Genomic DNA, 25,519 nt, shown 5'->3' with positions numbered 1-25,519 from the left:
TGTCAGATGACCTGATAACGATTCTTATACCAAAGGGCCCGCATTTGTGAATCTACGGTGTCCATAATGGTGACTAAGATCAAGATCTGCCCCAGCATCACGGAATAATTCGCAATGGGCGGATACTTGAGGCCAATAATCAACGGGGTAATCGCAATCACCACAAGAATCGAATTGCCCCAAACCGACATCAGTGAAAAATGGCGCAGCAAGAAACGGTTGGTCATCTCGCCTGGCACCTGATCAATAATATAGTCGCCGCTTTCCTTGAGATTTTTCGCTAACTTACTCGGCTGCATGTTCATATAGCCAAATGCATACCCCAAGAAAATCATGACCATCGCGTAGGAAAAAATTCCTTGGGGCGTGTTATACGAAAACCACTTAATAATTTGTCGTTGCCATTCACTGGTGGGCCCGACGGTTTGATTCACAAAATAAGTCGGCAAACTGAACAAAGACGAAGAAAACATAAACGGCATGGATCCGGCGACCAGTAACCGAATCGGCAAATACGACTTGGCCAATTCGTTTTCCAATAATGGCCGCTCAATCGGAATATGTAGTTCAGCTTCATTGATGATCGTCATCACCACAATGAACACCAACACAACGATCCCCGCAATGATGTACTCCTGCTCCGAGATCGGATGGCGACGCTGATAAAACCCGCTGTTTAAAACATTCGGCAGCGAAAATACCAGCGATGGAATAATCAACGCCACTGAGCTACCCACCCCTTTAGCCATATTCAAATCAGCCAGCCAGGTGGTAAACATCGCGCCACCGATCAAAATGATCCAAACCAGCACCAAGCCAAAATTAAAACTGAACCCGGGCAGATAAATCGGCTTAATGGCACTGCGCATCACATAAACCATTTCAAAGCCTTGAATAAAGGCAAAGAACAACGTGATGAACCGTTGGGCAATCCCCGATTTTCGAAGGGTCCAGCGTTGCACCTGCTCATCAAACAGCATCTGAATGGCCTGCCACACAATCATGCCGGTCATGTAAGGTCGCATGCCTAAAGATAGAATAGTGGCATTTTGCAACTGACTACCGGTCGCACCGGCAACCAGCTGCAAAAACGGCACTGATTTAAGTTGTTCGCTGGCTGAAGCAATGTCCGTTCCCGGCAATAAAACCAGCTGCCCCAAAGCCACGATGCCTAAAATTAATGCTGTCCATAATGAGCGGATCAACATGTCGTGCTTATTACTCACTAAAAAATGCCTCCTCAACCACGGGTTCACGGACTGGAAAAGGCCAATCACGCTGACGGCCTGTATACTCACGGCAATTATGCTGCCGGCTTCCGTTAAGCTTCCGGAAAACCGACTTGAACACTACCATTTGGATTCTTGTGAATGGTCGATAACATCAGGTTTTTAACCGCACGCTGGGCAAAATCGCCAGTCATGCGGTGAAACGCCTCCCGCGCATCTTTTTGATATTCAAAGAAAGGATTATGTTGGGCCGAAGCACGCGAATTAGCCGTGGATCTCAGCTGCTGCAAGGTATCAACCTGCTCGATCCACGCCGTATCAAGTGCTTTCAGCAGTGACACCTTTTCGAAATAATCAAACTGATCTTGCGAAGGCAGCAATTGGTGCTGGGCTTGTAATTGTTGATCCATCAGCTGGCGCAAAAAAGGCTTGACCGTTTTTTTCATCTGCCGCGTTCGCAACCCCTCGACATCGGGAATCGTCATACTATCCGTGATGAGTTGCGCACTGATGACATTCAAAATAAAATCCATCATTTGATCTTCATTTAACTGATGATGATCCGCTAAAAACTCATCGATTGTTCGATTCAACAGTTTGTCAACCGCCGCTTCTAAGTCCTGACTAGCCTGTATTTCGTCGCGAGTGCGATAAATTGTCTCCCGTTGAATCCGCATGACTTCGGAAAACTCCAACGTTTGAAAGCGCGAATCCCGTCCTGACCGTTCCGAGGCTGCCTGCGCATGATTAATCAGCCAGCGAAACCGATGGCCCGTTAACGGTTGCGGCAGCTTTTCAGCGTGACCACGATATTTTCGGCGAAACTTTTTCAGCCAGTTAGGGCCATGTTCAAGCAAGATCCGATCTTCCAACGAAGCAAAAAACACCGTTTCTCCCGGCGCACCTTGCCGCCCAGCGCGACCCCGCAGTTGATTGTCAATCCGGGCATTATCCATGCGCTCGGTGCCAATGACGAGTAAGCCGCCTTTTTCAACCACACCTTTGCCTAAATGAATATCGGTTCCGCGCCCGGCCATCGATGTCGCTACGGTGATCGTTCCCGGTTGGCCGGCTTCTTTGACAATCATGGCTTCTTTTGAAGCACTGCGCGCGTTTAACAAGTTATGCGGAATGCCGGCTTTTAGTAGCACCCGCGAATACAAATTCGACATGGTCACAGAGCCGGTTTCGATCAATACAGGCCGTTTCTCCGCATAAGCCTGCTTCACCATGTCAACTGAGGCATAAATCTTATGTTCTGTATCGAGGAAAAGTCGATCCGGCTTGTCTTGGCGGATATTCGGCTTATGCGTGGGAATAATGACCACGTCCAAATGGTACGATTCCCGAAACTCGGCCGCGTCTGTTTTTGCTGTTCCCGTCATGCCACACAAATGGGTAAACATGCGAAACAGATTCTGGTAAGTAATTGATGCCATTGAGCGGGTCTGGTCCGAAATCGGCAGGTGCTCTTTAGCCTCAATCGCCTGATGCTGTCCGGCTTCCAGGCGCATCCCCTGCAACTCGCGCCCGTTGGTGATATCCAACAATTTAACCTCGTGATCAACGACCACATAATCGCGATTACGAATGAATAAAAATTGGGCTTTCAAAGCTAACACCAAGTGTCGGTATAAATCCCGCCACTTAGCCGATAACAAATGGTCAACGCCAAAATAAACTTCCAGTAACGCAATGCCGGCCTCGGTAAACCAAACCTTTTTCTTGTCGTCGCTGAGCACATAGTCGCGGTCGGCTTGTAACAATGGGATCACTTCGGCCGCCAACAGGAAATAATTCGACTGAACGCGTGGCGCACCGGAAATCACCAACGGCGTTTGGGCCATATCCAGCAAGACCGCATCAATTTCATCAAGTAACGCAAAGCGAAAATGGGTTAAATACTTTGGCTTTTCCGGGCCGGACAGGTTGTCTAATAAATAATCAAAGCCTAGTGTGCTGTTGGTGGTGTACACAATATCGTGCTGATAAATATCATCGACATCCCGATCTTCATCTTCCTGGCCTTCTTTGGAAACACCAGCCGTGACCGAAACGCCGAGCCATCGATAAACGCGACCCATATCTTCAGCATCACGATTTGCCAAATAAGCATTGGCCGTAATCAAAAAAGTCCCCGGCCCTGCCAAGCCATTGAGGTACATCGGCATCGTCGCCGTCAGCGTCTTGCCTTCCCCGGTTTTCATTTCCGCAACATTGCCAAATTGCATGGCGAGTGCGCCTAAAACCTGTTCATAAAAAGGCTCCATCCCCAGCACCCGGCGATCTGCTTCGCGAACAACGGCAAAGGCCGGCACCATGATGCTGGCCAACGATTTTCCGGATTTCAAGGCTTCACGAAAATGCAGAGTCTGCGCCTTCAGTTCCTTATCCGACATTGCGCGATAAATATCCCGTTTTGCGATAACTTGTTTCGCCAGTTTAACATATTTATGTAATGCCAAATGCTCTCTTAGTTTCAAAAAGCAAACTCCTTTTCAGCTAAGCATGTTCTGGCTTTCTAGAACCACCTATTAATATTAGTCATTTTATAATATAATATAGCTTATCATGTCAAAACCAAAAAAACATACGCTGGATCAAGAAATACACGACCGGTTCAAGGCTGAAAAAAAACAGCTGGTTGATCCTCCTGTTAAGAAAGATCCCGGCCAAACCTTACAAAAAGTCATCGCCGTTGTCATTGCCATTATTGCCGTGGCTGGTGTCATTTACCCGCTTATTTCGATCTTTCAATAAGCGGTCCTTTGATGTGCCTTTTGTCATAAAGATACTATAACACTTGGTACATAATTTCTCAGAAAGCGCGTTAATTTGAAACAGATGGAGGTCTAAAGTCTTCATGAGCAAAAACGTCATCGTTTATTGCGTCACAGGGACCCACTTGCAACTTACCGCCGTGTCCATCGCCACGATCCTTGAACACTATCAAACTAAAAGAGACTTACAAATCAATATTGTTTGCAGCGGCGTTCGCCAACAAGACATCGCTTTTATCAAACAATTGCCGGCGATCTATGGCAAACCCATGGTAACTGTCGATTTTTGGTCGATTCCGCAAGAAATTTCCAAAATCAGACCGGATTTCACCATTGGCAGCGGCGTACCGGTCCCGCCGATGGCCATTTGGCGTTTGTTTATGCCTAATTACTTTAATGAGTACGATCGCATGCTTTACTTAGACAACGACACGATGATCGAAACCGATGTCAGCAACATCTTTGCCCAGCTGAACGAGCCATATGTGCTGGCAGCGGTAAAAGACTTTTTGTTTGCGACCGACGTTGGTTACGGCCCTGCCAATTTTAACGCCAAAGAAGCCTATGGTATCGATTCCATGAGGCATTACTTTAATAATGGCGTCATGTTGATCGATGTGGCGAAATTCAATCGGTTAATTCCGGTAAGCCGTTTGCTGCACGTCATCAATACATCGCATTGGCATTTAGCTGATCAGACCATTATTAATATTTTGGCTGCCGGTCATGTTAAATATCTGCCATATCGCTACAATTTCCAACACTCACTGGCATTCTTTGATAATCCCAAGGTTGATTGGAATCCACAACTGGTCAAAACGGTGACGGATGAGTATCCGCATATTCTGATTCGCCATTTTGCCGGTACCGGTCGCCTCACCTGTCCGTACCAACATGTTCGTCTCGCCGATGAATGGGAAGAAGAATTTTTGCGCGTCTTGATCAATGTTAAGCGGTTGAGTTTTAATATCAGTCCGATTCATACGATTCAACCGGAAATCAAGTAACCTTGTTTTTGATTTCCAACAGAGTAACAGCATATTAACGCGTTCGCCGACTTCTAACCGCGTCGGCTCACGTTCAGGAGGTTTTTCTTTTGGAGCAGCAGGCGGTTGTCTTCTGCGTTACTGGCCCGCATATTCAACTCACAGCCGTGGCCATCACGACATTGTTACAACATTATCATCAACAAACACCCTTAAAAATTTTAGTCGTCTGCGATCATGTCCTCCAGTCAGATATAGATTTGATTCGGTCATTCCCGCAACAATTAAATCGTCCCGCAGCGTCGATCGATTTTTGGGCGCCACCGGCTTGGGCTAAGGATCTGAAGCCTTATCAAATGCGCGGACGTACTGGTTCAACGCCACCGATGGCTTTCTGGCGAATGTTTTTGCCAGCTTACTTTTCGAACTATCAAAAACTGCTTTACTTGGATAATGACATCATTGTCAATACGGATGTTTCTGATTTGTTTGACCGGTTAGATGACCAGCATACGCTTGCGGCCGTCCCTGACTTTTTATTCGCGGCTTCCAAAGATTACGAGTTGCCATCCAAGGTTGATACCATGTATTTATATGGCATGGCCGATATGCAGCATTATTTTAATGGTGGGGTCATCGTCATGAACGTAGCGCGTTATAATGCCAGTTATCAACCCGGAGACATCCTTAAGCTCATTCAAACCACGTCATGGAACCTGGCAGATCAAACGCTGATGAATCTCATGTTTCAAGAAAGCACGTCGCTATTGCCTTATCGTTACAATTATCAACATAGCAAAAAATATTTCACCGATCCTTATCACTGGGATCCCGAGCGCATCCAACCAATGCTGGCGGCTTACCCACACATTGCCATTCGTCACTTCGCCGGCGAAGGTCCGGTTTCCGCACCTTACCAACATGTCGCGCTCCGTGACGAGTGGGAAGCAGCTTTTTGGCAGGCCCTGCATCAAGTCAGGCTGCTGGCATCAAAGGCCAGTCAATTATGATATTTTAGCGAACATTCTGGAGGCTTCTGAATGAGTGAAAATGCCGTTGTTTTCTGCGTCACCCGACTTCATCTTCAATTAACCGCCGTGGCGATCACGTCGATTTTGGAAAATTATCAAAATAACCAACCGTTGCAGATTCTGGTTGTTTGTGAGGATGTCCAGCAGCCAGATATCGACTATATTAAAACCCTTCCCCAAAAGTTTGGTTTACCGCAAGTAACCGTCGACTTTTGGAGCAAACCCAGCGAAGTCGATCAAATATCGCCGGACTTTACGATTGGCGAAGGTGTGCCGGTTCCGCCCATGGCAATTTGGCGACTGTTTACCCCTAATTATTTTGCCAACTATCAGAAGCTGCTTTACTTAGATAATGACGTGATTGTCAAAACCGATGTCAGTCGCTTATTTGACTTGTTGGATGAGCACCATGTCTTAGCTGCCGTTCCCGATTTTTTGTTTGCGGCTTCCAAAAACTACTACGAGGATCAGTATCCGGCTGAAGAACTCTACGGCATGAAATCCATGCGGCACTATTTCAATAATGGCATGATGATTATTAACACCGCTCAGTTCAACCAAATGATTCCGGTCGACAAATTGATCACAACCATCAACACGACCCACTGGCATTTAGCGGACCAGACAATTCTCAATATTCTTCTGGAAGGCCACGTGCAGCTTTTGCCGTGGCGCTTCAATTATCAACACGATCTCACCTACCTACACAATCCCGATTATCATTGGGATCCGCAGTTGGTGCAAAAAATCATTGACGACTATCCACGGATTGTCATTCGCCATTTTGCTGGCAGTGGATTTTTAGCATTACCTTACGAACACGTTCAAGTCAGCGATGAATGGGATCTGGAATTTTGGCGTCTGCTTGAAAAAGTCAAAAAAGCCAGTCGCGTAAGTCATCCCAGTAAGGACTAGTTTTTACAAAACAAAGAGGTTCAGTCATCAGTAGCCACTAATGATTGAGCCTCTTTGTTTTATTTATTTTGGATCTTGCCATCAACCGGCGCCTGAAGATCATCCAAAAATGCCCGCCATTTTGCCACAACATGAGCTTTCGAATACGTCTGCGCCAGTTTCTTAGCCGCCACACTCTGCGCCTGCCACAAGTCCGCATCGGTCAAAACCTGGGTTAGGCGTTTGGCCAGAGTTCTTCGATCGTTGAGTGGGACTAAGAAGCCGTTTTGGCCATCTTTAATTTGCTCGTTGATACCGTAATGCACATCATAAGCCACAGCAGGCATGCCGTGAGCCAGGCTTTGCATCAAGGCGAGGTTAAAGCCTTCGTAATAACCGGTTAAGGCCAAAACCGCGCCTTGGTCAAACGGTTTACTTAAGTCAGGCACATAACCCATAAACCGTGCATGATCTTGTAGGTGTGTTTCAACAAGCTGCTTTTGCAACTTCTGATAATACGATTGGTCGTTGATGTAACCGTAAATTTCCAGTTGAACATCCGGTACCTGTTGCTGGATTAATTGAAGGGCATCAATGAGTTGATCGAGTTGCTTTTCCGGATGAATGCGGGCAACGCTGATGATCGTGTGCTTTTTCCGGCGGTTTAGCGGTACTGATGTTTTTTCTAAAAGGGCAGATTCGTTGTACGCTGGTGGAATGGCCCAGGTTTTGACGCCGGAACGTTGATGTAAATCAGTTGCTTGGCTTTTGGTGGCGGTCACAAAGCCGATGACGCTTTCCGGATGATCGATTTCCTTCTGGACGCGATCCACGTATGGACTTTTCATCGGATCATTAGGGTCTTGGGTGTGGGCGGAGTGCCGAACCGCAATGATTTTTGGATGCGTAGGCAGAGCAAACAACGGCGCGTCCCCCATTTCCGGCCAGTCAGCAAAGAAATAGGCAGGCTGGCCGATCGCCTGCAAACGCGATAAGAAGTCGGTTATCAACTCCTGCCGCGTCGTGAAGATACTGAGGCCATCATCTGTTTGGAGGGTGGTTTGCTGCAAAACGTTATGCCCGTTATCGTCTTTTTGGTAGGTGTTTTCATAACCTACTTTGCCATCTGGCTGCATCATTTGTTCTGTCGTCAGATAGCCATCTTCATCAAAGATATGCCGCATCGATAAAAAACCACGCACATCGTAATAATCTGTTTGCAGTAATTGATCGCGGTGCCCGTAAAAATCGATTTTGTCGATCTGATCAGGTGCAAACGGATACCCTGAGTCTGGCTTAGCTAATGTCACCGTCACGACCCGATAACGCCCTTTGTAGTAATGCACCTGTCGCGCTTGGCGAACCGGTGTGACTAAATTACCAAAATCAAGATCGGTCAGCGTCCGCCGCGGGCCATGATAAATGACGGCTTGCTGAAAAAAGTCATTCATATTGACGCAATCTTCCGCCTCAATACCGGCTCTGAAGCGATTCAAATCGCTGAACCGATTATAAATGGTAGATATGATTTTAACCGGCACACCCATTTCTTTAAAAAGGCGATAACGTTGGCGAATGGCATAGTCAATTCCGGAAAATTCGTAACGGATCACATCTGTCATTAAATAAATCATTTATTCTGCTCCTTTGCTGGTTGAATAAATTGATCCTGCCATGCCTGCCACACTTTGTCCTCGCTGAATCGCGCTGCACTTTTATAAGCCCCATCACTCAATTGGCGAAGCAGCTGATCATCCTTGAACAATGCAATCGCCTTTTCTGCGAGTGCATGAATATCGCCATTCTTAACGATATAACCACTTTTCCCATCCATAATAATGTCGCTTGGGCCATAATTAACATCGTAACTGATCGCGGGAACACCATGCGACTGCGCCTCCAACAGTGCTAAACCGAATCCTTCATAGCGGCTGGAAATCAGCATCAATTGTGCGTTGTTGTAAACACCGGTTAAATCCGGTGTATAGGCAACAAACGTAACCACATCGTGCAAGTGTGCGTCATCGACTTGCTTTTGTAACTGATCCATTAATTTTTGATCATTAATGTAGCCATGAATACTTAACGTTGCATCTGGAACGGCCTGTCTTATCTGGACAAAGGCGCTGATCGTGTCCTCGAGTCGCTTTTGTTCATGAATCCTGGAGACACTGATAATATGATGTGATTGCCGCTTGTCAAAGGGAACGTGTTTTTCTGCCAGCGTTTGATCAGTAATAAATCCGGCCGGAACCGTTTTAATCGGGAAACTTTGAACTCGCTTTGCAATCATCGAAGACTGCTTGTGCGTCGAAGTAAACAGCCCCTGGAACCGCGACGCCTCCTCTATTTCTGCGCCAAGCGTCTCACTCAGCGCACCGGTTAATGGGGCATCGGCCGCAGTATGCACGTTATGCCAAAATGAAATCGTATAGACATGTTGCTGCATATGATAGATACCCGGATCCACCGCATACGAACGGTCAGCAATCATCCCTTCCGCATCTTGCTTGACTAACTGATCATAAAAAAAACCTGTCAACTCGTCATCCGAATCAAAATAATAGGATCGTGCATGATAACGCAACCAGATTCGTTCAGCCTGATCCCCTTTTACGTTCTGGAATTGCTTGACAATGACCGGCACGCCCCCAGCATCATAAAACACTTGGCGGTTATGCGCACCTGAAGCAGCATAATAAATAGAACTCGACAAAAAGCCCCGGACATCATACAAATCCTTACGCTGCAGTTTGCCATTTGCACCATAATACTCAACCCGTTCAATCTGGCCCTTTTCATAAAAAGTATAATCCGTGAACGTCCAGACCTGCATCACTTTTTGCCCATTGCGACGATATATGACGTTCGTTCCATTGTCTTCTGCATCAGCATTCACAACTTTAAAATTCGCGATATTTTCTCGCGGGCCATGATAAAACAAGCGGTTCTGAAAAAAATCATACAGATTGACAACATCGTCGGGCATTAATGATTCGCGCGTTAAATACAAGTACTGATACCGGGCATAAGTGAACGTTGCAATTTTAGCCGGAACGTTGTGCTTGTGAAACAGGATTAGGCGCTTCATCTGCGCATTCTCGATGCCTGAGTTATTATAATCAATTGCCGATGTTAAGAAGTAAAACATAAGCAGCTCCTTCTCGTAAAAGCCAATGAAGATTATGCATAAAAATCGAATTTGAACAATTCATTACATTCATAATTTTAGCACAGATATACGTTTTCTTAATTCCTGATGGCTCTGCTTTCAATAAAAAAGCATCCTGTTTGACTGTACGATTTAACTCGTTCATCAAACAAGATGCTTTTTTGGGGAGCGTGAGCCAGCCCGCTTAGAAACCGGAGTGTAAGTGGCCTCGGGCGTGATGGCTGGTCTTTGCCGTCGCGACAGAGGTCATTACACGCAGGTTTCTGGGCTGGCGAACGCGTTATGGTTCAAGTGTCAGAAACGCTTGTCTGATCAGCGATTTTCATGCTTAATCGTCGGAACGCTTGCGTTTCTTTAGGCCGTCAAGGAGCAGTGAGAAGCCTGCCAGCAGCAATCCCCAAATCGAGAGACTTGTAGCCTGTTCATCACCGGTTTGTGGTAAGTGACGGCGAGCATTACCATTACGAGCATTGCCATTAATAGTCTTATTTCCAGAATGAGCGTTGGTGTCAACACGATTCTTATCACTATTAGACGGATTGCCAACCTTGTGCTCGCCTGGTCTAGGCTGGTTGGTCGTATCACTCGGCTCCGTTACATGATCGCTAGGCTTTTCGCCAGACTCGCCACCACCAGTACCTGGTAACTCGTGCTGACTGGTTTTGCCGTTAAACAGTAATTGAGCAGTTGCATAGGTGACCGCGCCACTTCCGCTATCATGACCGTTGACAAATCTTGTGCCAAACGCAATTTCAACCTTATAACCCGATTGATCCGCCAGCTTAGTCAGGATGAATTCGATCGTATTGAACGGAATGCTATCACTCGCTGTTTGGTTCTGCGCTTTCGTGAATGCAGAAACCAAAACGTACTTGAGTGAAGCCGGATCAAGCGAATGACCGTAAATATCCGTGATACTGGTGATCATGCTCTTAATGGTGTCTGCAGTGATGGGAGCATCGTTGTTAATGTTGATGTCATGAATCACCACGACCGGATTCCGCAAGTTATCACCGATCAGGTTGTTGCCTTTATTATTTGACCCGATATTGCCATTCCCGACATTGTTCGAGCCGACATTATCACTTCCTTGATTGTTGTTGCCGTGATTGTTATTACCAGTATTATTGGATCCCACATTACTATTGCCAATGTTTTGGTCACCAAAGTTGTTAGAACCAGCATTGCTGTTGCCAGCATTGCTGTTGCCAGTATTGCTATCGCCGATATTATTGTTACCGGAGTTGTTCGAACCTACGTTACCATTACCAGTATTGTTGTCGCCCGAGTTGTTTAAACCGGTATTGCTGTTACCGCTGTTATCATCACCAGAGTTGTTTGAACCTGAGTTACTGTTTCCGGTGTTGTTATCGCCGGTATTGTTGTCCCCCGTGTTGTTAGAGCCAGTATTACCGTTACCGGTGTTGTTGTTACCAGAATTATTCGAGCCCGCATTACCGTTGCCAGTATTGTTGTCACCAGAATTATTTGAGCCGGTATTGCTATTACCGCTGTTATCATCACCAGAGTTGTTTGAGCCCGTGTTACCGTTGCCGATATTGTCGTCGCCAAAGTTGTTGGAGCCCAAATTACTATTTCCAGTGTTGTTGTTACCCGAGTTGTTCGAACCTGCGTTACTGTTACCGGTGTTATTATCGCCAGCGTTGTTAGAACCCGTGTTACTGTTGCCGGTATTGTCGTCACCGGAATTGTTCGAGCCCATATTATTATTACCAGTGTTCTCATCGCCGGAGTTGTTTGAACCCGAGTTATTGTTCCCAGTGTTGTTGTCGCCAGAATTATTCGAGCCGGTATTACCGTTACCGGTATTGTTGTCACCAGCGTTGTTGAAACCGGCATTGCTGTTGCCGGTATTTTTGTCGCCCGAGTTGTTGTTACCTGAGTTACTGTTGCCGGTATTGTTGTCGCCAGTGTTGTTCGAGCCTACGTTGCCGTTGCCAGTGTTGTTGTCGCCTGAGTTATTTGAACCGACATTGCTGTTGCCGCTGTTGCTATCACCAGAATTACTCGAGCCCTTGTTACCATTACCAGTGTTGTTGTCGCCGGTATTGTTAACGCCTGAGTTGTTCGAACCCGAGTTGCTGTTACCGGTATTGTTGTCGCCAGTGTTGTTCGAGCCTACGTTGCCGTTGCCAGTGTTGTTGTCGCCGGCATTGTTCGAGCCAGCATTGCTGTTACCGGTGTTATTGTCGCCTGAGTTATTTGAACCGACATTGCTGTTGCCGGTGTTGTTGTCGCCGATGTTGTTCGAGCCGGCATTATTGTTACCAGTGTTGCCGTCGCCAAAATTGCTGGAACCCGAGTTGTTATTACCGGTGTTTTGATCACCTGAGTTGCTTGAACCTTTATTACCGTTGCCGGTGTTGTTGTCACCAGTATTGTTCGAACCCGAGTTATCGTTTCCAGTGTTGCCATCACCGGAATTATTCAGGCCCGAATTGTTGTTGCCGGTGTTATTGTCGCCAGAATTGTTCGAGCCAGTGTTGCTGTTACCAGTATTCCTGTCCCCAAAGTTGTTTGAACCCGAATTGCTATTTCCAGTGTTGTTGTTGCCGGTGTTATTGGAACCAGCGTTACTGTTGCCGGCATTGTTGGCACCGGCATTGCTCGAACCAGTATTACCGTTACCGGTGTTATTGTCGCCGGAGTTGTTTGAACCAGCGTTACTGTTGCCGGCATTGTTGTCGCCAGAATTATTCGAGCCCTTATTACCGTTACCAATATTGTCGTCCCCGGTGTTGTTCGAACCCGTGTTACTATTCCCGGTGTTGCCGTCACCAGAATTATTCGAGCCCTTATTACCGTTACCGGTGTTGTTGTCGCCAGTATTATTCGAGCCCTTATTGCCATTGCCGGTGTTGTCGTCTCCGGTATTGTTGTTGCCCGAGTTGTTGGAACCAAAATTACTGTTACCGGTATTCTTATCTCCCGAGTTGTTGTTACCTGAGTTGCTGGAACCAGCATTGCTATTCCCAGTATTATTGTCACCGGAATTATTCAGTCCCGAATTGTTGTTGCCGGTGTTGTTATCACCAGTGTTGTTTGAACCAGCGTTACTATTTCCGGTGTTTTGGTCACCTGAGTTGTTCGAACCCGTATTACTGTTACCGGTGTTGTTGTCGCCAGTATTATTCGAGCCCTTATTTCCATTACCAATGTTGTCGTCCCCGGTATTGTTGTTACCCGAGTTGTTCGAGCCAGTATTGCTGTTGCCGGTATTCTTGTCTCCGAAGTTGTTGTTCCCTGAGTTACTGTTACCAGTGTTGTTGTCACCGGCATTGTTTGAGCCCGAATTACTATTTCCAGTATTGTTGTCACCCGAGCTGTTCGAGCCAGTATTGCTATTACCGGTGTTCTTGTCGCCGTTGTTGTTCGAACCGGCATTGCTATTTCCGGTGTTGTCGTCACCGGTATTGTTGTTTCCCGAGTTGCTTGAGCCTGTATTACTGTCACCGGTGTTTCGATCACCTGAGTTGTTCGAACCCGAGTTATTGTTGCCAGTGTTGCTGTCACCAGTATTGTTTGAGCCCGAATTGCTGTTACCGGTGTTGTTGTCGCCAGTATTGTTCGAGCCAGTGTTACTGTTACCGGTATTCTTGTCGCCGATATTGTTTGAACCCGAGTTACTGTTACCGGTGTTGCTGTCGCCAGTATTATTCGAACCCTTATTACCGTTACCAGTGTTGTCGTCTCCGGTATTGCTGTTGCCTGAGTTGTTGGAACCAGCATTACTGTTACCGGTATTCTTGTCGCCAGAGTTGTTGTTACCCGAGTTACTGTTGCCGGTGTTATTGTCGCCGGCATTGTTCGAGCCCGAGTTGCTGTTGCCACTGTTATTGTCACCAGTATTATTCGAGCCTTTATTACCGTTACCGGTGTTATTGTCACCGGTATTACCCGAACCCGAATTTCCGTTGCCAGTGTTGCTATCCCCGGAGTTGTTGTTACCCGAATTGTTCGAGCCCGAATTACTGTTTCCAGTATTGTTGTCGCCAGTATTGTTGTTTCCAGAGTTGTTGGAACCCGCGTTGTTGTCTCCGGTATTCTTGTCTCCGGAGTTGTTGTTACCCGAATTACTGTTACCGGTGTTGTTGTCGCCAGAATTATTCGATCCCTTATTACCGTTGCCAGTGTTGTTGTCTCCGGTATTGTCCGAACCCTTATTTCCATTACCAGTGTTGTCGTCTCCGGTATTGTTGTTTCCAGAGTTGTTGGAACCCGCGTTGTTGTCTCCGGTATTCTTGTCTCCGGAGTTGTTGTTACCCGAATTACTGTTACCGGTGTTGTTGTCGCCAGAATTATTCGATCCCTTATTACCGTTGCCAGTGTTGTTGTCTCCGGTATTGTCCGAACCCTTATTTCCATTACCAGTGTTGTCGTCTCCGGTATTGTTGTTTCCAGAGTTGTTGGAACCCGCGTTGTTGTCTCCGGTATTCTTGTCTCCGGAGTTGTTGTTACCCGAATTACTGTTACCGGTGTTGTTGTCGCCAGAATTATTCGATCCCTTATTACCGTTGCCAGTGTTGTTGTCTCCGGTATTGTCCGAACCCTTATTTCCATTACCAGTGTTGTCGTCTCCGGTATTGTTGTTTCCAGAGTTGTTAGAACCTGCGTTGCTGTTGCCGGTATTCTTGTCTCCGGAATTGTTGTTACCCGAGTTACTGTTGCCGGTGTTGTCGTCACCAGTATTGTTCGAGCCCGAATTGCTGTTGCCACTGTTGTTGTCGCCAGAATTATTCGATCCCTTATTACCGTTACCAGTGTTGTCATCACCGGTATTGTTGTTACCCGAGTTACTGTTGCCGGTGTTATTGTCACCGGTATTGTTTGAACCGGTATTACCGTTACCAGTGTTGTCGTCTCCGGAATTGTTCGAACCCGTGTTGCCGCTGCCATGATTATTCGCAGCAGTGTTCGCTGCAGCCGCTGTTTGTGCTGTACTGTTTTCCGCGGAGGCCACCGCCGCAGCACTGGCTGCTGAACTTGCTGCATTGAATGCTTCAACCGCTGCGCTACTTGCTGCAGAATTGTTTCCTTCTATGCTAGCCGAAGTTGCAACTACCGCAGCACTTGAAGCTTGGGCAGCATAGCTTTCCGCCAGTGATGCTGCTGCGCTTGCAGATTGAGCAGCCGAACTGATAGCAGCATCATCTGGCCAACTTGCTGCAGCACTGGCTGCTTCAGCTGCGGCGATTGATGCATTTTTCGCGGCTGTTTCCGCATCAGTAGCTGATTCAGAAGCAATTTTTGCATATTCAGCCGTTGCTCTCTTGGCGTATTCCTCAGCAGTCGCTGCTGCATCGATCGCACTCTTCTTGGCAACCGCAGCATTGCTGGCAGCCAAAAGCGCTGTAGCTGCCGCAGAAGAAGCTGTCGCTGTCGAACCAGCTACTTCAGCACTTGAAGCAAGAGCCGCGGCACTTGATGCAAGGGTAGCATAGCTGTTGGCCTCAGAACTTGCTAATAGGGCAACCGCAGCAGCACTGGCTGCATAACTTGCTGCAGTGGATTGCAGACTGCTGTTTGAGGCGTATGAATTAGCAACTTCAGCATAAGACGACGCAACATTCGCAAAGTCCGTTGCCTCTTGAGCACTTGATGAAGCTGCCGCTGCCGCACTTGAAGCAGCTGTTGCATAGATACTGTTAACCGTCAGTTTTGCCGGACCAAGCTTAATTGTCTGGGTTTTTTTATTGGAAGTATAACTAACGACCAAATAATAATAAGCACCATCAGTTAACTCAACATTATTCAGCGTCAAGCTATTGCTTGTTGCACCGGAAATGGCACTTCCTGAATCGTTGGCTGAATTAGCTTTATACCATTGATATTTAATATCGCCAGAATCCAACGTCGTCTGCGGGGTAAGCGTAACATCCGTGCCGACGTTGGCCGTTTGATCGGTAAGTCCATTGCCAATCGTGACAGTCTTAGAATCTGAATGTGTCGACCCATCACTATTTGTAATGGTGACAGTAATTGTCGTTTTACCGGTTTTAAGAGCCGTTAAATTACCAGTACTATCAATCGTGGCAACGGACAAATCACTACTGCTCCAAGTGACAGTCCCTGTGGCGTTGTCCGGGTCCGTTGCGTACGTATACGCCCCCTTCTGACCATCAAGAACATAATCATCACCACTAACAATCGTTATCCTACTTGCATGAATGTCATTTTCATAGACATCGACTTGATTAACATTGCTGTAGCCTTTGTTATCTAAAAAGAAACCGCTGGACTGAAAGTATGCTTGAAAACGTAGAGATCCTGCGTAGTCAGTTGTTTTAAAAGTTAATGTGCTCAAAACATTATGATTAAACACGCTGTTGCTTGGAATATTCGATATATTAACATCCTTAATATATTGCCCAGCATCCGCCACCGGCATCCATTTTCCTTGAACTAAAACATACCACGTGACTTTCCAAGTGGGATCACCAAGCCCAAATCCTGCATAGTAGCTGGCAGTCAACGTTGTAACCGTTTGTCCACCAGTCGTCGTTGAGACATTCTGCGGTGACACACCTTTCCCTGGCGTTAAGACAATACCGAGTGGAACCCAGGCATCACTGGAAACCGCTCCTTGCGTCGACGTGGTATCAAGTGAATAGTTCTTGACCCGTTCGGCCAGTGAGGACGCTGTGGCTGCATTGCTCATCGCCATTGAGGCAAAAGTTGATGCCTGAACCGCCGCAGAACTTGCTGCGGTAGCAAAAGAGCTCGCTGCAAGCAAGTCGTTGGCCGCCACGGCGCTGGATGCTAAGTTTAACTGATTCACGGCAATTATCTCTGAGCCGCGATTGAGGTCAACTTGTTGGGCAAAACTCGAAGCGGCACTCGCATACGCATAAGCTAGCGATGTGTTCTTAAGCGCGCTTGCGGAACTAGTAACCGCAGCGACCGAATTCGCTGTTGACTCAGCGGTTGTTGCGGCACTGGTAGCTGCGGTTATCTGGTCGCCATAAACCTTAGATCGGTTAGCGAAAATTTTTGCAATGCCTTCACTGCGGGCGCTAGTAGCTGCTGATACTTGCTGATAGGCTTGGCTCATTGTAGTATTAGCCGTTAAAGCAGCTAAAGAAGCCTTGTTAAAATCGCTACCCGCCGATTTAGCTTTTGCAGCTTCACTTGAAGCATTTTTTGCAAATCCAACCGCCAATGAGAGTGCTTGACTGGCCTGTGAGAGATAAGTCTGCGCATTAGAAGTAAACGCAGGATCAAGGGTGGCAAATGCGTTATTAAGCTCCGCATATTCGGAACTTGCCAAGGAGGCTGCCTGACTAGCCGCTGAAGCAGCCGCACTTGCGTTGATGGCATAGCTGGAAGTCAAGTATTCGGCAGTTTTGTCTTGTTCGGCACTTGATGAATCGGCCGCAGCTGCGAGCATCGCAGAATTAACAAATTCTTTGGTCTTGGCAGCGGCAGCATCTACCTCAACCGCCGCTGAACTAATAGCAATAGCGCTTGAGGAAGCTAATGCAGCGTATGAAGCCGCAACAGCATATTGACCATTACTTTCGGCACCTGCAGCACTTGCGGCAGCATCACTGGCCGCTTTAGCTAGGCTGCTAGCTAAACTGGCAGCAGACTGTGCAACAGCCGCGGCTGAAGTTGCCTGACTCGCAAGAAAAGATGCTGCCTGACCATTTGTATCAGCATTTTGCTGCATGTCTGTGATGGCTTGACTGGCTGTAGTACCAGCAGCAGTTGCTAAAGAGGCGGAACTAGCAGCCTGATTACTTGCTGTCTTTGCTTGCTCAGTGTAAGAACCTTTAGGGTCACTAACGAGAATCGTGATGGTGTTAGAGGCAGCACTGAAAGTTTTCGTGAAAACCCCCCACTCACTTCTTGTTCCGCTTGCGACTACTTGGAAGAAGTAAGTGCCAGCAAAGTCTGGTTTAAACGCCAGTGAAGCATCTGAATTGCTAATCTTCTGCCAATTCTTACCGTCAGTTGACTGGTACCAATTATAGGTTGGGGTACCTTGAACCTTGTTGTTCGGTCCTAAGTTGCCAATTGTTGTACTTAAATTTGCGGTACCGCCTAACGTTAATGCATTCGTCGACGTTACTAAGGATAACGTCGCTTCCGGGGTATCTGATTTTTCAGCTGACTGCGTTCCGGAAATATCCTTGTTAAACTGTGCCGCCAAACTGGCTGCCTTTTGCGCTGCAACCGCATAGGAAAGTGCTGCAGCAGCGACAGTACCGTTGACGCCGGCCAACGAGTTCGCCACTTGAACGCTAGCAGGTTGAATGGCGGCATTGCTGCTGGCCACAGCCGCTGCGCTGGAGGCTTGGTTAGCTAAGCTCGTTGACTGTCCAGCATAACTAGTTGCCTGAACTGTTTTGGCAGCAGATGCGGTTGATGAAGCAAGGCTTACTGCACTATCCGCGACACTGGCAGCAAGGCTCGCTGATGAAGTCGTTTTAGCCCGAAAATCAGCAATCGCCAAAGAGTTGGCCACCTCAGCACTTGAAGAAGCTGCATTGTACTGAGCGATAGCCTGCACATCAGCAGTATCTGCCTGCGTTTTAAACTGGGCTAAAATAGCATCCCCTGCCACGACAGCATCAAAGTTGCCGCTAGCGGCTGCTGAACTTGCTGCCTGATACTGTGCGGCTGCAGATGCCGCTGCTTGCGCGGCCGCGGTTGCTGCCTGACTAGCACTAACTGCAGCTGAAGAAGCAGCAAAATAAGCCGCCTTCACATCGTTGTTACCCGCAGCATACTGGGTCGCAGTATAGGCGGACGTCACTTTTTGTGTGGCCGCACTGGCTTGTCCCCTAGCTCTGTCGGCAACTAATGCTGTCGCCGCTGCCGCACTGCTTTGCGCGGCTAAAATACTCGGCATGGCCGCTACAGCTGCATCATGCGCGGCGGTTGAAGCCAGCCCGGCGTAACTGTCAATTAACGATGCGGCACTTTTCGCATTTGTTGTGGCGGTTGATGCTGCTGCACTGTTCTTTTGTTCAGCATACATCGATGCCAACGTTGCATAGTGATTGACGAGCTTCTGGGCATCAAGTGCACTGTTATAAGCTTGGGTTGCCTTGGTTGCCGCGGCACTGGCATTGGTATTACCAGCTGCTCGACTAGCATAACTGTCAGCTATAGCAACATAGGATGATACGGTTGTCAACTCCGCGGAAACCGATTTAACCAGTTCCGGATCAACGGTACTTGGCGCCTCACTTGAAGCCGCCACCGATGCTGCACTGGTTGGCGTAGTTGCCGTTGGTTGCGATGGCGTCGCTGCGGATGATTCAGCTGCCGAACTAGCAGTTGAACCTGTACTTTGACTGGCTGCCGATGCGGTAGCGTCCTTTGTATTTGGTGCGGCAACCTGGCTGCTGGGCAACACTGTCATCAGCCAATACCTGCTGCGTCTGGCTCACTTGCGCACTGCCAAGCCCCAACGCAAGAACGAACATGGAAGCAAAAACCCAATGCTTCCCATCTTTATACATCTTAAAATTCGTTTCTTTTACATTTTTATTTCGCTTTAAATTAATGAAAGCCATGTGCTAATTCCCCCCTAACGCCTTGGACGTCAGCGATGCCGAGAGATCAGAACTCGCAGTTTCCTGGATGTCTTTCATCGCCTTTTTCCAAGCCGTTTCGGCATTTGCCTGCGAGAAATCTCCTCGTTTTTTCAATGCGGCAGTGTGCATTTGTTCCCATAGTTTCCGATCCGACAAAATCTTTGTCACTTTTGCTGCCATATCCGTTATGGCGCCGTTTTTTACAAGATAGCCATTGACGCCATCCGCAACCAACGCTCTTGCACCATAAGGAGTATCGTAAGCAACGATTGGAACACCATAACTCATTGCCTCTAGCAGGTTCATCCCAAAGCCCTCATTTCGGGAAGTCTGCAAGATGACGCTTCCTTTTTCATAGACGTTTGCTAACTGATCGCCAGTGACATAATCAGCAAAAGCCACCTGCTCGCGTACGCCTTCTTTTTTTGCTAAGTCCTTGAGCTTCTCGAGATAGTCTTGATCAACCGCATAACCCCGAAACTCAAGCTTGGCATCGGGAAACGTTTCGCGAACTTTGGCTAAAACGCGGATTGCCTGATCAGGACGTTTTTCTGGCGAAAGTCGCCCTACAAACAAAATCAGATGCGGATCGCGTTTTGCTTCGTTGATTGGTTTCGGGCCGCGCGGAACATAGGTATCTGGCGCAACGATCACTGGCAGATCCGGCAAACGTGCGCGCAAATCTTTTTGTTCCGCCACAGTGGCAACGATGAGCCCGCCAAAATCTGCGCGGTGCTCTTCAAGTAACGGTTGATAAGCCGGCAGCCAGTCAGCATGCTTGCCCGACCGCCGCAACGGCACGTCATGCAGGTATGCCCACTCGCTACCAGCTTGTTGGACACTTGCCACGACATAGTCCAAATCGCGCCGATCAGAAATCAACAGGCTATGCGGATGCGCAGTCGTCAGTTCATTCAGGAAAAATAAAAACAGCTGGTCTTCGAGATTAAACCGAAAGTTACGCCCTTTATAATCCAAAAGCTTCCACATTGTCGGCTGAACGTTGCCCTCAATATTCATATGTGTTACTTCGAGAACCGTTTTGCCTGCCAAATTTAAAAATTTTTGGACGGCAAGCTGCCCATCCGGATGAAAATAGTCGACTGACGACTTGAAGCCGCGCCAATCAAAGTTTTCTCTAACCGTTGGATTATTAAAACGATCCAAATACGTGATGCTATGAACCAAGCCGACAGTCCCTGGCATGACCTGAATCTTGGCAATTTCTCGACCAGCCTCGTTAATCATTGTTTTGTTAGGGCCATGTGCAATCAAATGATATTCATCCAGAGGAATCTGCGACAGGAGGCGTAGATTTTGTTCGCGCCGCGGCACATCCATTGTTCCTTGGAAAAAATCGTACATATTGAGCACATCTTCTGCTTGCAGCCCTAAATCAAGGCGATTATGGGCTAACAACGGATTGTAGTTGCGTGTCACATACTGCGCACGAAGACCCATATCTTTAAAAAGGTGAACCCGTTGCGCTTGGGAAAACTCGGTACCGGAATTCATGATGAAAATATCGTTGCCGATAAAATAATTCATGCCTTTTTCCTCATTGTTTGTGCGCAAATGCTGGCACGGCCTGTAACTTACTAGGCCATTTGGACTGAGCATCTTTTAGTAGTGCTTGCCAAGCCTGCCATACATTGGTTTCTGAATACCGCTCTGCCGAATCATAAGCACCGGTCGAATAGTGTTGTGCCAGTTCCGGATCGCGCAGTACATCAAGTATGGCGGCTGCCAACGCCTTGTAATCGCCAGTAGCCACAATTCGACCGTTGATCCCATCTTCAATAATTTCATTGGGCCCATAGTTGACATCGTACGTGAACCCGATCAGCCCGTGTGAAATGGCCTCCATGATGCCCAGGTTAAATCCTTCCATCCGCGACGTGAGGCCATACATCATGGCATGATTTTCAACTTCTGCAACATTAGTGGTGTAACCTTTAAACTTCACAACATCTTCCAGGTGATTCTCTTTGATCGCCGCTTCAATCGCTCGCCGCGCCTTGAAGTTTTCTGAAGGATCCGCATACCCGTATAAATCTAAGCTGACAGCAGGTATCGCGCGATGCACGATACCGATGGCCCGCACCAGATCATCAAGGCGTTTTTCCCAAGCGATACGGGCAAAAACGACCATTTTGCCAAACTGCCGCTTTGCTACGGGAATTCGTGGTTCGGCTAACTGGTGATCAGGAATAATGCCCACAGGAATGGTAAACAGTTTTGTCTGCGGCGAAAACCGTGCCTCAACGTCCCGAGTTTGCCGGTGAGTCGCTGAAACCACGGCATCGTAACCGTTCATGGCGTGCATGCCAAACTCATAAAAGTTGTTCAAAATAGCATGCATCGGATCTTGCGAGTCGCTGGCGTGCGAGTTGTGCAAGTAAAACACTGTATACGCTGGTCTTTTCAGATGGAGCAAGCCCCAATCCCCTAAATGTGCGCGATCAAGCACAAAAATATTCGGTGTCGTTTCTGACCAAAAAGCCTCGTTAAGTAAATCAAAAAAATGTTTGGTCAGACGCTCAATCGTATCGAATTGCCGGACAGTTCCATCCCGATCAATCAATCGCCAGCCTGACTTTTGGCGCTGGCCAACCGCGTCATCCTTATTAAAAGTTTCCAAGACTGTCTTTCCGGCAGGCGTTTGCCAAGTCTCCGTGCCGACTTTGTTGTCTGGTGTATACCATTGGCTTAGCGATACAAAACCGCGACTGTCATAGTGATCGACCCGAAAAAGATTGTTAAAACCGTCAAATAGTTCAACCGACTGAACTGTCCTATCGTCATTCAAATTAACCCGCGCAACCAGCTGCCCACGAGCTGTGAATACCAGATCCCGCGTCTCCTCATGTTGCACGTGTGTATTCATGACCCCAAAGTCAAGCTCTGCCGTAACAATATTTTTGGAAGGGACATCTAACGCTTCCTGAAAATAGTCAAACATGCCAATCAACTGTCGATCCACAATCCCAGCCTCTTTGGCGTGAATGTGGAGTTGTGGGTCCCAGTCGCGAATCACGATACGCGACTCAACATGATGAGCATTAAAGAGTCTAAAGCGAGCCAGTTCCGCATGTTCAATCCCCGATTTCTGTTTGGGCATTGATGCGTTTATGAAGAAATTCATACTTGTAAAATCCTCCTGCAACGCTTCCACTGGATTAGACGGCCATTAACGAACACAAATTTCAGTGACTTTCGGTACCATCTCCCTCCTCGTTGTTTGGTTTAACCAAACTTACGTTATATTATATCTGATAGAATTAATTTTTGACAGTTATTACCTCGGTTTATTTTTTAAACATATTTTTGGTTTAATTGCTTATAAGTTCCGTCATTTCAACGCTTATAATAACTTATGGTTAAATTAAAAAGGTGCGCTGAAAAGGCTTTCGAGAACGATTTTGCAAAGAACACGTTCATAATTATTAAGTTATTTAATATACTGAATTCGCTTATCAATCGTTTGAGTACACCCGCTGACTTAACACCAATGGCAACTGGTATCGCCCACAAAAAAAGCTTCATCTCAGCCACTTGTTACTGACTGAAATGAAGCTACTATAAAAACTAAATTTAAGCTGCCACCGATCCACACGGGCAAGGGCACTTCATCGTAAGGCAATTAGCCTTACCCTTTTGCTCCTCATGTGACATCGACATCCATTTACATCAAGTTACTTTTTATTCGCCGGTTTGCCGACAGATTTGCCTGACTGCAATTTCGCAGCCAAATCAAGAATATAAGCCCGCAGCTCATCCTTGACTTCTGGATGAGTTAAGCCATATTCAATATTGGTTTTGACATAACCGAATTTGTTACCGACATCATACCGATCGCCGGTAAACTCATGGGCGAAGACCCGTTGCGTTTGATTCAGTGTGTCAATGGCATCGGTCAACTGGATTTCGTTTCCTTTACCCGGCTTTTGGCTTTCAAGAATGTCGAAAATCTCCGGTGTCAATAAGTAACGGCCGATAATTGCCAAGTCGCTTGGTGCATCAGCGACTGCTGGCTTTTCAACAAACTTCTTCACGTTGAAGAGGCCTTTGGAGACTTCCTTTTCAGGATCGATGACGCCGTAAGCCAATACCTCATCATGCGGAACCTTCTTGACGGCAAGAATCGAGGCATGGGTCTTGTCGTACTCATTGATGAGTTGTTTGGTTAACGGAACCTTGTCATTCATCAAATCGTCGCCAAGCATGACAACAAACGGCTCGTCGCCTACAAACGACTTAGCCAACCGAACGGCATCCCCAAGGCCACGCGGATATGGCTGGCGCACGAAGAACAAGTTAACCCCGATATCGGTGGTTGAATGAACAAGCTGCAACAAGGCATCTTTATGTTTTTCTTTTAGATTTTGTTCCAATTCAGGAGCCGAATCGAAATGGTCCTCAATCGAACGCTTTTGTTTACCCTCAACAATCAGAATATCTTCAATACCACTGGCTTTAGCTTCTTCAACGATGAATTGAATGGTCGGTTTGTCAACAATTGGCAACATTTCCTTAGCTAAAGCTTTTGTTGCCGGCAAAAAACGGGTCCCAAGCCCGGCTGCCGGAATGACTGCTTTACGAACTTTCACACGCATACAAGTCCCTTCTCTACTAATTTAACTACCTACTCTACTATACTAGAAACCGCTTGCGAAGAGTACACGATTCCGCTAATTCTAAGAAAGAATTCATGACTTCATCGCAAAAAAATAAAAAAATCTCGGTTATTGTCAAAATGACCGGGATTTTTGTTAATCATTAATTTCATGGACTTTGAACTTCAGCGGTTCAATATGGTGCTTTCGCCAAGCCGCCAACAACGGCTGAATGGCCTGATGGGAATCAATCAAGACAATCCCACAGTCACCACCGCCTGCGCCTGACGATTTAGCCGCGCCACCTGCTTCTTCAGCCAGCGTCACCAATTGCCGCAAAGCCGGCGTTTGAATCGCAACCCCGGAAAAGTGTGCCAACTCGTCCAACAATTCACGGTTACGGCGAATGCCAGCCTGAATATGACTGAGCGAATGTTCCCTAAAGCCGGTAATGAGTTTCTCAAGTGTCTCGCGACTTGCCGTCAAAAACTGTTGATAAAGTTGTGGCTTTTTGGCTTTAGCCAAGGTGATTTTATCGACTAATTGTGATGTCGATGCTGGCGAACCGGTCCAGCCAACCAGTAGTTGCATATCTGCTGGCGCCGTTAACAACTCAATTGACAAATCCGGCCAGTCAGCTTTGATCAAATCTGCCAGTGACATCTGATTTCTGGCAGCCGCCAACCATGCCTTGTCAAATGAGCGGTAGGCGATCCATCCACCATAAACCGATGCAGCAATGTCACCTAAAGAGCCATTACCCTGAACATCGAGGTGGGCAATGGCCGCAAGCTTATAAATCTGGTCTTTGGACATCTTCAAATCATAAAACTTGGCAAGCGCTTTGATCGTCGCGACTGTCACTGCTGCGGAACTCCCCAAACCATACTTCTTTCCGTCTTTGGCATCCAGTTGCGAATCAATATAAAGCTTGTATAAAGCAAGCGGTTTATTTAATTCACGCGCATACTGTTCCGTTAATTTAATCGCCGAGAGAATGTAATGAAATGGATTATCCCGGTTATCAAAAACCATCTCGTCGCCTTGGCGTTGCCAGTATAGCGAATTTTCTTGATACTGTTCAGACACGATACTGCCGAAATGCTTCGCGGCTTCGACTGTCACGGTGACAAATTGATCCAATGCCACAATGATTGCCGGGAAGCCGGTTTCGACCACCGCGTATTCACCGGCAACATAAAGTTTGCCTGGCGCCTGCGCTGTTATCACACAATCAGAACCCTT

14 protein-coding genes are annotated in these 25,519 nt (G+C 47.2%); 4 read left to right on the top strand and 10 right to left on the bottom strand.

Translation table 11 applies throughout. The annotated features are described in order from the left end of the window. Positions 1–2 precede the first annotated feature (2 nt). Together LACZS1_RS05235 and secA2 are read right to left on the bottom strand one after the other, a co-directional pair. Positions 3–1,226, bottom strand: coding sequence for a preprotein translocase subunit SecY (locus LACZS1_RS05235; RefSeq protein ID WP_070650846.1), 1,224 nt, complete (start codon positions 1,224–1,226; stop codon positions 3–5). A 95-nt stretch (positions 1,227–1,321) separates the two neighbouring features. Then, a complete protein-coding gene (secA2, locus tag LACZS1_RS05230; protein ID WP_070650848.1) occupies positions 1,322–3,712 on the bottom strand; it encodes an accessory Sec system translocase SecA2 in 2,391 nt (796 codons plus the stop codon). Positions 3,713–3,800: 88 nt separating this feature from the next. On the opposite strand from secA2, the gene LACZS1_RS05225 reads away from it, so the two are divergent. From LACZS1_RS05225 to LACZS1_RS05210, 4 genes are all read left to right on the top strand, one after another. Next, the gene (locus LACZS1_RS05225; RefSeq protein ID WP_049169422.1) at positions 3,801–3,989 is read left to right on the top strand and encodes a hypothetical protein; all 189 of its coding nucleotides are present in this window, start codon (positions 3,801–3,803) and stop codon (positions 3,987–3,989) included. Positions 3,990–4,092: 103 nt separating this feature from the next. Next, the gene (locus tag LACZS1_RS05220) at positions 4,093–5,016 is read left to right on the top strand and encodes a glycosyltransferase family 8 protein (protein WP_070650849.1); all 924 of its coding nucleotides are present in this window, start codon (positions 4,093–4,095) and stop codon (positions 5,014–5,016) included. Between the two features lie 89 nt (positions 5,017–5,105). Then, positions 5,106–6,005, top strand: a complete 900-nt coding sequence (locus LACZS1_RS05215; RefSeq protein WP_070650851.1) for a glycosyltransferase family 8 protein — start codon at positions 5,106–5,108, stop codon at positions 6,003–6,005. 30 nt (positions 6,006–6,035) lie between these two features. Further along, positions 6,036–6,941 carry a glycosyltransferase family 8 protein gene (locus LACZS1_RS05210; protein WP_070650853.1) on the top strand — a complete coding sequence of 302 codons (906 nt, stop codon included), beginning with the start codon at positions 6,036–6,038 and terminating at the stop codon, positions 6,939–6,941. A gap of 59 nt (positions 6,942–7,000) precedes the next feature. Here LACZS1_RS05210 and LACZS1_RS05205 read toward each other — a convergent pair whose 3' ends face one another. From LACZS1_RS05205 to LACZS1_RS05170, 8 genes are all read right to left on the bottom strand, one after another. Next, positions 7,001–8,554, bottom strand: coding sequence for a glycosyltransferase (locus tag LACZS1_RS05205; protein WP_070650856.1), 1,554 nt, complete (start codon positions 8,552–8,554; stop codon positions 7,001–7,003). Next, the gene (locus tag LACZS1_RS05200; RefSeq protein WP_070650858.1) at positions 8,551–10,071 is read right to left on the bottom strand and encodes a glycosyltransferase; all 1,521 of its coding nucleotides are present in this window, start codon (positions 10,069–10,071) and stop codon (positions 8,551–8,553) included. The genes LACZS1_RS05205 and LACZS1_RS05200 overlap by 4 nt, the downstream gene beginning before the upstream one ends. Positions 10,072–10,420: 349 nt before the next feature. After that, positions 10,421–19,483 carry an LPXTG cell wall anchor domain-containing protein gene (locus LACZS1_RS05195; protein WP_306402783.1) on the bottom strand — a complete coding sequence of 3,021 codons (9,063 nt, stop codon included), beginning with the start codon at positions 19,481–19,483 and terminating at the stop codon, positions 10,421–10,423. Then, positions 19,392–19,637, bottom strand: coding sequence for a KxYKxGKxW signal peptide domain-containing protein (locus tag LACZS1_RS05190; RefSeq protein ID WP_083311582.1), 246 nt, complete (start codon positions 19,635–19,637; stop codon positions 19,392–19,394). The genes LACZS1_RS05195 and LACZS1_RS05190 overlap by 92 nt, the downstream gene beginning before the upstream one ends. 3 nt (positions 19,638–19,640) lie before the next feature. Next, positions 19,641–21,206, bottom strand: a complete 1,566-nt coding sequence (locus LACZS1_RS05185; RefSeq protein ID WP_070650831.1) for a glycosyltransferase — start codon at positions 21,204–21,206, stop codon at positions 19,641–19,643. A 10-nt stretch (positions 21,207–21,216) separates the two neighbouring features. Next, on the bottom strand, positions 21,217–22,803 hold the full coding sequence (locus LACZS1_RS05180; protein ID WP_070650829.1) for a glycosyltransferase family 4 protein: 1,587 nt from the start codon (positions 22,801–22,803) through the stop codon (positions 21,217–21,219). Between the two features lie 550 nt (positions 22,804–23,353). Further along, a complete protein-coding gene (gene galU, locus LACZS1_RS05175) occupies positions 23,354–24,268 on the bottom strand; it encodes a UTP--glucose-1-phosphate uridylyltransferase GalU (protein WP_070650834.1) in 915 nt (304 codons plus the stop codon). A gap of 162 nt (positions 24,269–24,430) precedes the next feature. After that, the gene (locus LACZS1_RS05170) at positions 24,431–25,504 is read right to left on the bottom strand and encodes a phosphomevalonate kinase (protein WP_010489096.1); all 1,074 of its coding nucleotides are present in this window, start codon (positions 25,502–25,504) and stop codon (positions 24,431–24,433) included. Positions 25,505–25,519: the final 15 nt, after the last annotated feature.

This window comes from Lacticaseibacillus zeae subsp. silagei, from assembly GCF_030770335.1.
In the GTDB taxonomy this organism is placed as follows: Bacteria; Bacillota; Bacilli; order Lactobacillales; family Lactobacillaceae; genus Lacticaseibacillus; species Lacticaseibacillus zeae.
The sequence above is the reverse complement of the archived record's forward strand: the minus strand, read 5'-3'. Positions and strand labels throughout refer to the sequence as shown.